The 13,604-nt window shown below is 72.2% G+C and carries 10 protein-coding genes and 2 pseudogenes; 7 read left to right on the top strand and 5 right to left on the bottom strand.

Annotated features, from left to right (window positions below; all coding sequences use genetic code 11):
* Positions 1–29 precede the first annotated feature (29 nt).
* On the top strand, positions 30–2,984 hold the full coding sequence (locus tag ACWC91_RS19535; protein ID WP_450641477.1) for a hypothetical protein: 2,955 nt from the start codon (positions 30–32) through the stop codon (positions 2,982–2,984).
* A gap of 10 nt (positions 2,985–2,994) precedes the next feature.
* Here the strand turns inward: ACWC91_RS19535 and ACWC91_RS19530 are convergent, their stop codons facing one another.
* The gene (locus tag ACWC91_RS19530; protein WP_450641475.1) at positions 2,995–3,948 is read right to left on the bottom strand and encodes a hypothetical protein; all 954 of its coding nucleotides are present in this window, start codon (positions 3,946–3,948) and stop codon (positions 2,995–2,997) included.
* A 106-nt stretch (positions 3,949–4,054) separates the two neighbouring features.
* Entirely contained in the window at positions 4,055–5,083 is a 1,029-nt protein-coding gene (locus tag ACWC91_RS19525) for an alpha/beta hydrolase (RefSeq protein WP_225077858.1), read from the bottom strand.
* A 280-nt stretch (positions 5,084–5,363) separates the two neighbouring features.
* On the opposite strand from ACWC91_RS19525, the gene tnpA reads away from it, so the two are divergent.
* Entirely contained in the window at positions 5,364–5,765 is a 402-nt protein-coding gene (tnpA, locus tag ACWC91_RS19520) for an IS200/IS605 family transposase (RefSeq protein WP_450641513.1), read from the top strand.
* Between the two features lie 93 nt (positions 5,766–5,858).
* Here the strand turns inward: tnpA and ACWC91_RS19515 are convergent, their stop codons facing one another.
* From ACWC91_RS19515 to ACWC91_RS19505, 3 genes are all read right to left on the bottom strand, one after another.
* Positions 5,859–6,092, bottom strand: coding sequence for a hypothetical protein (locus ACWC91_RS19515; RefSeq protein ID WP_450641473.1), 234 nt, complete (start codon positions 6,090–6,092; stop codon positions 5,859–5,861).
* A gap of 324 nt (positions 6,093–6,416) precedes the next feature.
* Entirely contained in the window at positions 6,417–7,418 is a 1,002-nt protein-coding gene (locus ACWC91_RS19510) for a DUF6745 domain-containing protein (RefSeq protein ID WP_450641511.1), read from the bottom strand.
* 201 nt (positions 7,419–7,619) lie between these two features.
* A complete protein-coding gene (locus ACWC91_RS19505; protein ID WP_225077859.1) occupies positions 7,620–7,946 on the bottom strand; it encodes a hypothetical protein in 327 nt (108 codons plus the stop codon).
* Positions 7,947–8,132: 186 nt separating this feature from the next.
* Between ACWC91_RS19505 and ACWC91_RS19500 the strand changes: the two genes are divergently transcribed.
* From ACWC91_RS19500 to ACWC91_RS19480, 5 genes and pseudogenes are all read left to right on the top strand, one after another.
* Positions 8,133–9,086 (top strand): STM4015 family protein, encoded by a 954-nt coding sequence (locus tag ACWC91_RS19500; protein ID WP_450641471.1) that lies wholly within the window; start codon positions 8,133–8,135, stop codon positions 9,084–9,086.
* A gap of 7 nt (positions 9,087–9,093) precedes the next feature.
* Positions 9,094–9,966, top strand: a pseudogene (locus ACWC91_RS19495) (STM4015 family protein); the annotation flags it as partial.
* An 81-nt stretch (positions 9,967–10,047) separates the two neighbouring features.
* Positions 10,048–11,154, top strand: a pseudogene (locus tag ACWC91_RS19490) (STM4014 family protein); the annotation flags it as partial.
* Positions 11,155–11,418: 264 nt separating this feature from the next.
* Positions 11,419–12,225 carry an STM4013/SEN3800 family hydrolase gene (locus tag ACWC91_RS19485; RefSeq protein ID WP_281154788.1) on the top strand — a complete coding sequence of 269 codons (807 nt, stop codon included), beginning with the start codon at positions 11,419–11,421 and terminating at the stop codon, positions 12,223–12,225.
* A 2-nt stretch (positions 12,226–12,227) separates the two neighbouring features.
* Complete coding sequence (locus tag ACWC91_RS19480; RefSeq protein ID WP_450641510.1) at positions 12,228–13,604, top strand: STM4012 family radical SAM protein; 1,377 nt, start codon at positions 12,228–12,230, stop codon at positions 13,602–13,604.

Here is a 13,604-nt window from a genome sequence, read left to right as displayed (position 1 = left end):
GTGATCACCCACGGAAAGGCCCTCCCCTCATGTCCGACCTGCTGCGCGGGCAACTGCAGGAGGCCGCCGCCACGTTCGCGGGCGGGCCCGACGCCCTGGAGGGCATCCTCCTCGGCATGGTCGACGACGTCGACAGGGCGGTGCGCGAGCCGCTGGAGATCTTCCCCGTCTGCCATCATTCGCCCGCCTCGGCGACCGCCATGGCCCGGCGGCTGCGCGAGAAGCAGCCCAAGGTGGTCTACCTGGAGCTGTGCGAGGACATGGCACCGCTGCTGACGGAGCTGCGCAACTGCCGGTTGCCGGTGGCGGTGCAGGCGTTCGCCGGTGACGTCGACGGCTTCCCCCAGGACTGGGCTCCGCTGTCGGTCGTCGCGCCGATCACCGAGGCGTCCGCCGAGTACCAGGCCATCGCGTACGCCCTGGACACCCCGGGTGTGGAGCTGGTGCTCGTGGACCGGTCCGCGGACCACGTCTTCCAGTGGGACACCGGCGGCGAGCAGACGCGGGAGGCCGCGGCGGAGGACACCGACCCGCCGGCCGAGGCCGAGGCCGCCCTGCACGGCGAGGCCGTCGGCGTCGAACTCGGCGACCTCCGGCCGCGCTTCGCCGAGCTTGAGGAGCACCTGCTGCGACACGGCAGGGTGCGGCACTGGTCGGAGTGGTGGCACCAGTACGTCGAGGTGCCGCTCGGCGACAGTGCCGCCGACCACGACACCTACCGCCAGGTGATGCTCCTCATCGGCAGCCTGTTCCGGCGCCTCGCTCCGGGCGACGGCGCCCGGGTCCGCGTGGACGAGGACCGCGAACGGTACATGTGGACCCGGATGCGCGAGCACCTGACGGCCACCGGGACCGATCCGGCGGACTGCCTGTACGTGTGCGGGGCGTTCCACGCGGTCAGCCGTGTCGAGGAGTTCGGCGTGCACGGCGCCACCGACACGTTCACGATCTCCCCGCGCACCGCCACCACCTGGCAGTACGGGCTGATCCCGTCCAGCCGCGCCGCGATCGAGGCGCAGTTCGGTCTCGCCGCCGGCTCGGTGTCGATCGCCTCGACGGAGTGGGCGAAGAGCCTGAAGCGCACGCGGGTGCGGCCGTACCGGCTGGCGGGCCAGGCGGGCACGAAGAAGTCCGCGGCGAAGAAGGCCCCTGTGAAGAGGGCCTCGGCGGCGAAGGCCCGGGGCGGGCAAGTCATTGTCCCCGCACCAGAGTCCACCGTCCCGGCACCGGAGTCCGCCGCCGCGGACCATCTGTCCGGCTTCCTGCGCAGGCCGCCCGTGCTCGACGGCCTGGACGAGGCCGAACTGCTCGGCTGGTCGGTGGACATCGTGCGCGCGGCCCGGCGCAACGGCTACCTCGCCTCCACCGCCGACGCCATCGCGGTGTTCGAGACGTCGGTCCTGCTCGCCGGGATGCGGGACCGGGCCAAGCCCACGCCGTACGACTTCCAGGACGCGGCGGTCACCTGCATCGAGAAGGACGCCGTGCCGGGGCGGCGGGACGTGCGGCGCCTCGTCGAGATCATGATGGGCGGCGACCGGATCGGCCAGGTCGGCTACGACGCGCTGCCGCCGCTCGCCCGCGATGTGCACGACCGCCTGGCCCCGCTCGGACTGAAGCTCCAGCAACGCGGCGTGCAACGGGCGTTGCTGGACATGGCCTCCCGGCCCGAACTCCAGGCCTGCTCCGACGTCCTGTGGATGCTGCGGCGCCTGATGCCGCACGGCGCCGCCCGGCCGATCATGGGCGAGCGGCGGCTCGGTCAGCGCTCGATCCAGGAGTCCTGGGACCTGGCGCTCGGCACCCACCAACGGGCCCTCATCGAGCTCGGTTACGAGGGCGTCAGCATCGAGCAGGTCCTGGAGCAGCGGCTGCGGCGCGACGCGTACGCCCCGCAGGCCACGACCGCGACCGTACTGGCCGCTGTCGAGGACGCGACCCTGTACCTGCGCAGCCGCCGCCTCGCCGACGAACTCGGCACGCACGCGCTGAAGGTGCTCGGCACCGAACGCAGCGTCGACGGCGCGCCGGAAGTGCTGCGCCGGGTGCGCGGGCTGCTGGCGTACTACCGCACGAGCGAACCGGTGCTGCCGCAGTGGATCGAGTCGTTCGTCAAGACCGGCTACGCCCACTACTGCACGCTGCTGCCGGTGGCGTTCCGGAACGAGGACGCGACGGTCGGGCAGGTCGCGGCGATGCTCGGCTTCCTGTTCAGCATGGAGAACCTCGCCCTGTCACTGGGCTGCGACCGGGCCCAGTTGGAGCTGGCGGTCGCCCAGTCGCACCCCGAGGAGCCGTCGAAGACGGCCCTGTTGTGGGCGGCGCAGGTGCAGCTCGGCACGCTGTCCCGGGCCGAGCTGCGGGGCCGGTGCGACGCGCTGCTGGACAATCCGCTGGTGGTGCCCGCCTATCCCCGTTACCTCAGCGGCTTCGTCCACGCGCTGGAGCCGGTGCCGGGGCTGGCGGACGTGGTCGTGGAGGCGGTGTCGAACGCGTTCGGGCGGCTGCCCGACGCGGTGCTGCTGCCGTGGCTGCCACTGCTCATCACCACCTTGCGGTCCGGCGCCGCGGAGCTGGCCCCGCTGCTGATCCGCGAGGCCGGGCGCATCTTCCCGGGCCGGCTGGCGGCCTTGGACGCCTGGATCCCACCGTGGCGGACGCCTCCGGCCCCGCCCGCCACTCGCCGGACGCGGTCCGGAGGGCACGACCGCCGGGGCGCCGCACTGCTCCCGGCGCATCCGGCGACCTGCGACGCGGTGGCGGAACTGCTGGGCTGCACGCAGGGGTGGGCGTCGGCCGACGCCCCGCCCCCGTCGGGTATCGGGTTGCTGACCGCGCATCCGGCGACCTGCGCCGCGGTGGCCGACTTGCTGGGCTGCGACGGCGCGTGGGGGACGTCCGGCTCTTCGCCTTCGGGCGCCGCACTGACGAACCGTCATCCAGCCACGGCGAAGGCCTTGGAGTCCCTGCTCACGAGCACGTGACAGCGACGGCCTATGTCGCCGGCCGGGTCCTGGGTCCACCAGGATCCGGCCGGCCCGGCGGCGTGCCCGGCGTGCTGGTGTCGGCCGCGTCGTGCCGGCCCTTTTCGCCCGACGGCCTGCTCAGGAGGGTTTCTCTCAGTTGGTCCGGGTTCATCGACACCAGGTGTGGCACGCGGTCGTTCCACTGTGCGGCCAGGTTGTCCAGGGTCCGCGCGACGGAGCGGCGTATCCGGCGGGCGGCGGCGGCGAGTACGACCGCGGCGACCGGTCGCAGGAGTCGTCGGCCACGAAGGGAGACGGTGACGTGTATTTCCCATCTGCCGTCGTCCCGGGACGGCCGGGGAACCGCTCGTACGTCCGCCCGGATCCAGGGGTGGTCGAGCCGGGCCGAGGCGGGGGCTGAAGGTGGGGTGCGGTCGGTGTCTGTGGCGGGCCACCAGTCGTCCAGCCGTACCCGGGCGCGGCCCGCCATGCCGAACAGCGTGCGCGGTGCCGCGCCGCCTCCTGCCCGGCCGCTGAGCTCGACCAGGCTCGGGCGGTCGGGGCTCCTCAGTGCCGCGTCCAGTTCGACGTTCATTTCGTCCGAGACCAGGGCGAGTTCGAGGCGGACCGCACGGCGGTGATCCCACTCCCTGACGGTGATCTGTACGGTTTCGCTCGCCTCGGCATCCTCGCTGATCCCGGACCCGTCCGCATCCGCATCCGCATCCGCATCCGCGTCCCCGTCGTCGTCCTCGACCTCGACCTCGGCCTCGGCCTCGGCCTCCGTAAGGTAGACCGAGCCGGGTCGCAGGTGCCGCCCGTGGATCAGTCGGATGTCCGGGATCACTCGTCCATCGGGCAGTACGAGCCCTTGTGCATCCGCCTGGCTCTCCTCCGCCAGGGTGCGGATCACGGCCAGTGCGTCCACGAGCCAGGGGTACGGGACCGGCTCGACGACCACCTTGTGTCTGACGGAAACCATGCCGACAGTCTGGCCAGTCGGGCGCCGGTCTTCCACGGCGCGGCACGGCAGAATCATGTCGGGCCGCTTGCCAAGCACCGGCAAGCAGCCCGAGCGAACAACCGTGTCAGCCGTCGACGCGCAGGGCGCCCAGCAGCATCGGCAGGGAGGCGTGCAGTTCGCGCTGCCAGTAGGCCCAGCCGTGGGTTCCCGGTCCGTAGAAGTTGGTGGTGACGTGCTTGGCGCCGACACGTTCGAGTTCGGCGGCCAGGGCGTGGTTCTGGCGGTTGAAGTCGGCCTCGAGCGCGCTCGTGCTGCCCGGGGAGTCCAGGGGGCCGGTGGTGCCGTCACCGCACGACAGGTACACGGGAACCGACTTGAGCCGTTTGGCCAGGTAGAACGGGTCGTGCGCCTCCCAGATGCCGCGCTGGGCGACCGGGTCGCCCCAGACCCGCAGCGGGTCGTCGCCCTGGCCGGCGAAGAAGCCCATGATGCGGTTCACCGACTCCTCGTTCAGCAGCGGGTGCGCCGAACCGGAGTACGCCGCGGTCGCCTTGAACATTCCGGGGTGCCGGGCGGCGTACAGCAGGGCGCCCTGGCCTCCCATCGACAGGCCGGCCACGACACGGTTGCCGCCGGCGGCCCAGTCGCGTTCCAGGAGCTGCCGCAGCTCGACGGTGTGGAAGGCCTCCCAGGCGGGGTCGCCGCCCTGGCCGTCGTTCCACCAGTCGCTGTACCAGCCGTTCCAGCCGGCCTCCGGCATCACCACGAGCACGTCGCGCAGGCTGTCGATCCGTGCGACGTCCGTGAGGGCGGTCCACGAGGTGTAGTCCCCGCAGCAACCGTGCAGCAGCCAGAGCGTCGGCCAGTGCTGCCGTCGGTCGCTCGGGTTCCAGCCGTCGGGAGTGAGGAGCCGGACCTTGACCGTCCGGCCGCCCAGGGCCGCCGAGCGTACGGACAGGTCGACCTGACGGTCCGCGACCTGGGTGGCCGCGACGACCTCGGCGCCTCGCGGCCTGGCGGAGGCGGGAACGGTGGTTTCAGCCGCTCCCGCGGCCGTGGGTGAGGCGGCATGCGCCCAGGCGATCGGCGCGGTCGGCGTGAGTGTGAGAAGCAGTGCGGAGAGGACGAGCAGGACTCGGGTTCGAAGGGTCATCGCGGCTCCCTGTGGTTGGTCGCGGCTCGAGCGTTCTTCGACCGGGCGGGGTCAACTCCTCTGGGGCGCACATGTCGCGGCAGCCTGATGCTGCCAGCCGTGCGGGGGGACGCGAAAGCCCTCCCGTTCCTTGCGGGTGGCAGGACTTTCGCGTACGTGGGCCTCTCAGTCAGCCGCCGGTCTCCTCCGGAGGGAGGCGGCGACCGTCGCGGCGGTCGGTCACGCCGGGATCGACTGCTGGAACATCCGGGCTCCGGCCGAGCCGAAGTCCCGGACGGTCATCCGCACCGGACGTCACGTCATCCACAACCTGCATGTCCACTTGGTCTTCGTCACGAGATACCGGCGGGACGCTTTCACCGATGTCATGCTCAACAGGTGCGAGGAGATCATGCGGGAGGTGTGCGAGGACTTCGAGGCGGAGCTGAAGCAGTTCAACGGCGAACACGATCACGTACACCTGCTGGTCCACTACCCGCCGAAAGTCCAGCTCTCCAAACTGGTCAACTCCCTCAAGGGCGTCTCCGCCCGGCTGCTGCGCAAGGAATACGACACGCACGTCCGCCGGTACCTCTGGGGCGGGCACTTCTGGTCCGGCTCCTACTTCGCCGGATCGTGCGGAGGAGCGCCACTCACCATCGTGCGCCAGTACATCGAGAATCAGCAACGCCCCGTGAGCTGAGGCCAACAGTGCAGACCCCTGCCAACGGTGCAAGTCAGAGCAGTCCTGAGATGCGCTTCACCACCGCCCTGAAGGACGGCGCACTGCGCAAGATCAAAGGTAGAGGTGGGCGATCAGCTCCTCGAACGGGGCCACCAGGTCCAGGTCGCGCATGATGGTCTGCTGGTCGGCGGACCCGTCGTACGGCTGCCCGGCCGGGCCCCGGAGGCCGTCGGCACTGCAGCCGTCCGCGCCCGGGAAGCCCCCGGAGGAGAGCATCTGCCGGCGCAGCCGCATCGCGTCGTGCCGGGCGAGGAGTGCGTGGTACGTCCCGTCTTCCGCGGTCATGGTCAGCGACCCCTCCGTGTCTCGCGCCCGACGGCGGTCCGCCGCGTGGCGTCCGGCCCAGCCGCGCCCGGGGCGACGGCGAGGACCGGAGCGCCCCGGACCCCCGGGCGGTCCGGGGCGCTGCCCGGGAGCTGGCTGATGAGTCGAAGCATGGGTGGGCTCCTGAGGAGACGTGTGAGGAACGGTGGGGGGACACGACGGGAACAAGGGATGATCCGTCCGCTGAAACCGCAGGTCAGTATGGCATTAGGGGCAAATGCCCCAACGTCCCTGGGTGCCAGGGCCGTTGGGCCCTGGACAGAGCCGACGCCGTGCTGTGCGGCCTCAGGTCTCCCTCTCCGGCACGTAGTCGGCCTCCTCCAGGCCGAAGGTCCAGGCGACCCCCTGCCGGGCGGTCCGGGTGCTCGGCGGCACCCGAAGCCAGTACGTACGGTGGGTTCCGTCGGGCTCCGGGGTGGAGTTGACCACCTCGACCGTCACCAGCGGCTCGTCCCCCTCCAGTTCGATGCGCCACAGCACGCCTGCCTGGTCGCGCTGTACCGGTTCGGCGCCGGAATCATCCAGATAGCGCTCGTAGCCGTAGTGCTCCAGCATCACGCGGCGCAGCTCGGCGTTCTCCTCTTCGCGTATGCGTCGCGGGGTCAGCTCGGTGAGTCCGGCGAGGAATTCGGCGGGGACCGGCATTCCGCGCCAGGCGTGCAGCGCGAAGCCGTCGGGAAAGGCGAGCGCCGGTCCGTCCCCGCGGTCGAGCCGGCCTGCCTCGTCCCGGTGCAGCTCCACGGGACGTTCGCAGACGACCGCGGTCTTCTCGTACGGCCACCACCAGCCCGCGGCGCGGGCGACCGTGGCGATCCCGTCGAGCGCCTCCCCGCCGTGCTGGCCGTCGAAGGCCGCCAGCCAGGCCGCGTCGTGCTGACCGAGGACCGCGTCGAGCAGGACGAGCCGGACGGCCTGCTCGTCTCCCGCCGCAGCGGTCGATGCCCCGACCACGCCGGTGCGTATGCGCTCGGCCAACGCGATGGTGCCGTCCCACAGTTGGGCGCCCGTCAGGGCCCAGTGCGCGGCCCAGCCGGCCGGTCCGAGCCGGTCGAGGACACGCTCGCGCGCGGCTGCCCAGGGCCGGGTACGCACCGCGTCGCGGACACTGATGCCGGCCGTGCCCTCCGCCGTGAGCCGCGCGGCCACGGCCACGCCCTCGCTGGGCGAGCCCGCCCAGACGATGTGCTCCGGCTCCGGCAGACCCGCCAGCCGGTAGGCCAGGCGCACGCCCGCCTCGGCCGCCGGGCGGTCGGCGGGGCCGGTCGCCGCCGCCACCTCGCGCCACATCGCCGTCGTGTCCGCCTGCACGGCCTCGTGCGGGGTCTCATGCACGGACTCGTCCGAGGTCTCGTGCGGGGTCTCATGAACGGACTCGTGCGGGGTCTCGTGTGCGGTTCTCATCGGGGTCGTCATCGTTCCGCTCTTCGCTGTCTCAGTCCGGCTGTCCCAGTGCGCCGTTGCCATCCGGCTGTCTTGAAGTCCGCTGTCTCAGTCCGCCACGACGCGCACGGCGCCGGGCGCGTACTCACGCTGCCGCACCACGCGGTACCAGCCCTTGGGGAGCGGTATCGCCGCGTGTTCCTCGTGCACCACCCGCCCGCCGTCCGGGAGATGGAGGTAGGACGCTCCGAACGGCCCCGCCTCACGGACCAGCGTCCCGGGTCCGATCACCGCGTGAGCGTGTCCCGTGACCTCGCCGAGAGCCAGTACGAGCCTCCCCCGCGCGTCCCGCGGCTGGTGCGCCAGCCGGTCCGTGCCCGGCGGCACGGACGCCTCCGCCACGGGCACGATCAGGACGTCCCCCTGCCGGTACATACGTGTCTCCCTTCCCCGTCGGCACCTCACCGACCGATGTCCACGACGCTACGCGGGGGGTCTGACAACGCCCCGGACCACCCACCGCACCCCGGACGCACCCAGCCCGTCACGTCGATGTCAGAGCCGCTTGGTACAACTTCTCGCGAGCAACGCGATGCGTGAGAGCACCAGGAGGCCAGCGACATGTCCCACGTCGAGCATCTGAAGGAACTGCACGGCCTCCCGGCCTTCGACTTCGCACGCTTCGCGGGCAAGCGGGAGCTTCCGGAGGCGGGCGCCGCGGCCTGGTGGCTGGCCATCGAGCCCTACGGGGACTCCCCGCAGGACTTCGGCGACCTGTGGGACCGCTTCCTCGACGCCGTCGACCCCGCCGGGGTGCGCGCCATCATCGTGGGTCAGTGGGGTGAGCCGTACGACAACGACTCCAGCGGCATCGTGCGGCGTCTCGTGGAGGCCCGGGACCGGCTGACCGCGCTCCGGGCCGTGTTCATCGGGGATCTGGAGATGGAGGAGGCGGAGATCTCCTGGATCGAGCAGTCCGATGTCACTCCGGTCCTCGAGGCGTATCCGCTGCTGGAGGAGTTCGGGATCCGCGGCGGGTCCGGGCTGCGCTTCCCGGCGGTCCGGCACGAGCACCTGCGCAGGCTCCGGTTCGAGGCCGGCGGCCTGCCCGGCGAGGTCGTGCGCGGTGTCGCCGCCAGCGAGCTTCCCGCGCTGGAGCACCTCGACATGTGGCTCGGCGTGGAGGAGTACGGCGGTGACGCGGGCGTCGCCGACCTCGCCCCGATCCTGGCCGGGGGGCGTTTCCCGGCGCTGCGTCATCTCGGCCTGCGCAACAGCGAGATCCAGGACGAGGTCGCCGCCGCCGTCGCCGGGGCCCCTGTCGTCGCCCAGCTCACGTCGCTCGACCTGTCGCTCGGCGTGCTCACCGACGAGGGCGCGACGGCGCTGCTCGGCGGTCAGCCGCTCACCCACCTGTCCCGGCTCGACCTCCACCACAACTTCCTCAGCGAGCCGGTGGTCGAGCGGATCCGTACGGCGCTGGAGCCGTCCGGCGTCGAGACCGACCTGTCGGAGCGCGGCGAGGTGTGGGAGGACGACGGCGTCGTCCACCGTTTCACCGCGGTCGCGGAATGAGGCCGTCATGACCATCGTCGATCACTTCGAGACCTTCCACGGGCTGCCGGTCTTCACCCTGCCGGAGCTGCCGGAGCCCGGCGAGGAGACGCTTCCGGCCGCGGGCGACGTGGCCTGGCGGCTGGACTGCTGCGCGGCCGGGGAGATTCCGTTCGCGGAGCTGTGGCGGAGCTTCACGGACCGGGTGCCGAGCGCGCAGGTGCGGGCTCTCGTCATCGGGACCTGGTGGGACGACGAGTACACCGATCTGCGTCCGGCGCTGGAGCTGATCGTGGCCGACGCGGAGCGGTTTCCCGCGCTGCGCGCCCTGTTCCTCGCCGATGTCACCGGCGAGGAGTGCGAGATCTCCTGGCTTCAGCTCACCGATGTCACCCCCGTCCTGGAACGCTTTCCGCTGCTTGAGGAGTTGGGCGTCCGCGGCGGCGACTCGCAAGGGGTCGACGAGGAGCTTCTGACGCTGCGCCCGGTGCGACACGACGCGCTGCGCGTGCTGCGCTTCGAGTCGGGCGGCCTGCCCGGCCAGGTGGTGCGCTCGGTCGGCGCCTGCGAACTGCCCGCGCTGGAGCGTCTGGAACTGTGGCTCGGTGTGTCCCACTACGGCGGCGACACGACGGTGGCCGACCTCGCGCCGCTCCTCGTCCAGGGGCGCTTCCCGGCGCTGCGCCATCTCGGTGTGCAGAACAGCGAGGTGCAGGACGAGATCGCGGCGGCCCTCGCCGCGGCGCCGGTCGTGGCGCAACTGGAGTCGCTGAGCCTGTGCATGGGCACGCTCACCGACACCGGTGCCGAAGCACTGCTCCTCGGCCAGCCTCTGCACCATCTCGAACGGCTGGACCTGCACCACCACTTCCTGAGCGAGTCCATGGCCGACCGGATCCGTGCCGCCTTCGACTCCACCGGGACCGAGGTGGACCTGTCGGATCACCGGACTCCGGACAGCTGGGGGACCAGGAGTGGCGGTATGTCGCGGTCTCCGAGTAGCGCGGCGCCCGACTCCGGACTTCGGTTCGCCGTCGTCGGCAATCCCGAGAACCGCCGGACGACGATGTTCGCCGACGCGGTTCGCGCGGCAGGTCACCCGGCGCCCCGGGTGCTCGCCTGGCGGGACGTGCTGCGCGGACAATACGCCTTCACGCCGGGCGAGTCGGTACGGATCGACTCCCCCGGCGAGAACGCCGAGGTCGACCGGTTGCTGCGGGACACCGACGACCCCACCCGGGTCGAGGGAACGGCTCTGTGGCAGCGCCGTTTCACCGCCGCGGTCCGTGAGGTGACCGCCGCGGCGCGCAGTGCGGGCGCGGCGACGACCGCCGACCCGGAGGACGTCGCGGTCATGTTCGACAAGCGGCGCTGCCACGCCCGGCTGGCCGCCGCGGGCGTCCCGGTCCCGCCGGCCCTGACGGGTCCGGTCGGCGGCTGGTCCGGGCGGGACGGGCTCCGGGAGCAGCTGAAGGAGGCTCGTATCTCACGTGCGTTCGTGAAGCCTGCGCACGGTTCGTCGGCCTCCGGTGTCGTGGCGCTGACGGTGGCGGGACCGGGCCGGGTCAAGGCGACGACCTCCGTGGAGACCACGGCCGACGGCCGCCTCCACAACTCCCTCCGGGTGCGCCACTACACCTCGGAGTCCGAGGTCGCCGCCCTCGTCGACGCCCTGGTCCCGGACGGGATCCACGTCGAGCGGTGGCTGCCGAAGGCCTCGCAGGGCGGCCGGGCCGCAGACCTGCGGGTGGTCGTGGTGGCAGGACGCGCCACACATGCCGTGGTGCGGACCAGCCGGCACCCCATGACGAATCTGCACCTCGGTGGCGCCCGCGGCGATCTGGACGCGGCACGCGCGGCGATCCGGGCGGCGGGAGGCGGCTTCACCGACGTGCTGGACGTGGCCGAACGGGCGGCCGCGTGCTTCCCGGGCACCCTGTGCGTCGGCGTGGACATCCTGCCGGCGACGGGATGGCGCCGCTTCACGGTCGGCGAGGTGAACGCCTTCGGGGACCTGCTGCCCCGCCTCACCGGCCTGCCGGGCAGCGGCGCCGAGGGCCTCGACACGTACGCCGCACAGGTCGCCGCAGCACCAACGTTCGTGCAGGCCGCCGCACCGACCACCACACCAGCCGCCCTGCACGACACCGCACGGACCGTGGCGCCGGCCGCCCTGCAGAGCGCCACGCGGACCCCGGCGACAACCCCCGCACCGGACGCCGCCGCTGCCCCCGCGGCCGCCGCACCGGCCACCGTGCAGAACGCCACGCGGACCGCCAAGCGGACCCCGCCGCCCCGGCCGCCGTACGGCGAGCAGATCGCAAGGAGCACCACCATGGCACCACCGCTTGACATGAACGACATCGTGGGAAGCCACGACATCCTGTTCGTCACGCTCGACACACTCCGCTACGACGTGGCGCAGGAGCTGGCGGCGGCGGGACGCATCCCGAACCTGGCCCGGCACCTGCCCGGCGGCACCTGGGAGCGCCGGCACGCCCCCGGCAGTTTCACCTACGCCTCCCACCAGGCGATGTTCGCGGGCTTCCTGCCGACACCGGCCGCACCGGGCCCGCATCCGCGGCTCTTCGCCGCCCGTTTCGCGGGCAGTGAGACCACCGCGGACGGCACCTTCGTCTACGACACCCCCGACCTGGTCTCGGGTCTGGCCGCCGTGGGCTACCGCACCGTGTGCATCGGCGGCGTGGGCTTCTTCAACAAGCAGGGCCCCCTGGGCTCCGTCCTGCCCGGGATGTTCCAGGAGAGCCACTGGGAGCCCGATTTCGGGGTGGCCTCCCCCACGTCCTTCGAGGCCCAGGTGACCCGCGCGGAGCAGGTCGTCGCCGGGCTCCCCCAGGACGAGCGCCTGTTCCTGTTCCTGAACGTGTCGGCGCTGCACCAGCCCAACTGGTTCCACCTCCCCGGGGCCACCCGCGAGGCGGGCGACACACGGGCCACCCACGCCGCGGCGCTGGAGTACGTGGACCGGCACATGGGACGGCTCCTGACCGCCGTCGCCGGCCGCCGTCCGTGCTTCGCCGTCGTCTGCTCCGACCACGGCACGGCGTACGGCGAGGACGGCTACAGCGGCCACCGCATCGGCCACGACGTCGTCTGGACCGTTCCCTACTCCCACTTCTTCGTCGACGGGGCCCGATGACCATGACCATCACCGGCACCGGGGCGGCGGCCGCGCCCAGCACCGTCCGCCCGTACCAGCAGTACGTCTACGCGTATCCGCACAAGACCGCGTACCGTCCGCTCGCCCGGGAGCGGGCGTCCCTGCGCGCGCTGTGGGCGGACGAGCCGAAGGACGCCCTCTCGCTGTACTTCCACATCCCGTTCTGCGAAGTCCGCTGCGGTTTCTGCAATCTCTTCACCCGGATCGGGGCGCCGGACGGTCTGACCACCGCCTACCTGGACGCGATGGAACGTCAGGCGGCCGCGGTGCGCGAGGCGCTGGGCGAGGAGGCGCGCTACGCCAACGCGGCCTTCGGCGGCGGCACTCCGACGTTCCTGGAGGCGGCCGAGCTGGAGCGGCTGTGCGATCTGGCCGAGCGCGGCCTGGGCGCCGACCTCGCCGCGAACCCGCTGTCGGTGGAGGCCTCCCCCGCCACGGCGACCGCCGACCGGCTGTCCGTGCTGGCCGCCCGCGGTACCACGCGACTGAGCCTGGGCGTGCAGAGCTTCGTCGACTCCGAGGCACGCACGGCCGTACGCCCGCAGCGCCGGGCGGACGTCGAAGCGGCCCTCGCCCGGATCCGCGACACCGGCATACCCGTCCTCAACATCGACCTGATCTACGGCATCGACGGCCAGACCGAGAAGTCCTGGACCCGTTCCCTGGACGCCGCCCTCGCCTGGCAACCGGAGGAGCTGTACCTCTACCCCCTCTACGTGCGCCCGCTCACCGGTCTCGGCCGGCACCGCGGGACGGCGCCCGGCGGCGACGGCGAAGCCGACTGGGACGAGCAGAGGCTGCGGCTGTACCGCCACGGCCGCGACCACCTGCTCGCGCGGGGCTACGAGCAGGTGTCGATGCGCATGTTCCGCCGTGCGGGCGCCCCCGTCACCGGCGGAGAGGACTACGCGTGCCAGACCGACGGCATGGTCGGCCTCGGCTGCGGTTCCCGTTCGTACACCTCCACGCTGCACTACTCCTTCGACTACGCCGTGGACATGCACCGCATCCGCGGGATCATCGACGAGTACACGGCACGCCCGGCCGACGACTTCCGGCACGCGGACTTCGGCTGGGAGATGAACGCGGACGAGTCCCGGCGCCGCCATCTGCTCCAGTCACTGCTCCAGGCCGAGGGCATGCCCGTCGCGGACTACCGGACCCGTTTCGGCACCGCGCCCGGCGACGACTTCGCCGCCGAGCTGGACCGGTTCCGCGAGCGGGGCTGGCTGGACGACCGCGCGGGCGCGGAGTTGCTGCGGCTGTCCCCCGAGGGCCTGGCCCACTCCGATGCGCTGGGGCCCGAGTTGTTCTCCGCCGCGGTGCGTGCGCGCATGGCCGCGTACGAGCCGAAGTGA

It is taken from the genome of Streptomyces sp. NPDC001204 (genome assembly GCF_053598035.1).
Note: the sequence above shows the minus strand (reverse complement) of the source record. Positions and strands in the feature narration are given on the sequence as shown.

Bases quoted from the DNA above. Each gene is read 5' to 3' on its own strand.
- ACWC91_RS19535 (WP_450641477.1), top strand. From the start codon at position 30: ATGTCCGACCTGCTGCGCGGGCAACTGCAGGAGGCCGCCGCCACGTTC.
- ACWC91_RS19530 (WP_450641475.1), bottom strand. From the start codon at position 3,948: ATGGTTTCCGTCAGACACAAGGTGGTCGTCGAGCCGGTCCCGTACCCC.
- ACWC91_RS19525 (WP_225077858.1), bottom strand. From the start codon at position 5,083: ATGACCCTTCGAACCCGAGTCCTGCTCGTCCTCTCCGCACTGCTTCTC.
- ACWC91_RS19515 (WP_450641473.1), bottom strand. From the start codon at position 6,092: ATGACCGCGGAAGACGGGACGTACCACGCACTCCTCGCCCGGCACGAC.
- ACWC91_RS19510 (WP_450641511.1), bottom strand. From the start codon at position 7,418: ATGTGGCGCGAGGTGGCGGCGGCGACCGGCCCCGCCGACCGCCCGGCG.
- ACWC91_RS19505 (WP_225077859.1), bottom strand. From the start codon at position 7,946: ATGTACCGGCAGGGGGACGTCCTGATCGTGCCCGTGGCGGAGGCGTCC.
- ACWC91_RS19500 (WP_450641471.1), top strand. From the start codon at position 8,133: ATGTCCCACGTCGAGCATCTGAAGGAACTGCACGGCCTCCCGGCCTTC.
- ACWC91_RS19485 (WP_281154788.1), top strand. From the start codon at position 11,419: ATGAACGACATCGTGGGAAGCCACGACATCCTGTTCGTCACGCTCGAC.
- ACWC91_RS19480 (WP_450641510.1), top strand. From the start codon at position 12,228: ATGACCATCACCGGCACCGGGGCGGCGGCCGCGCCCAGCACCGTCCGC.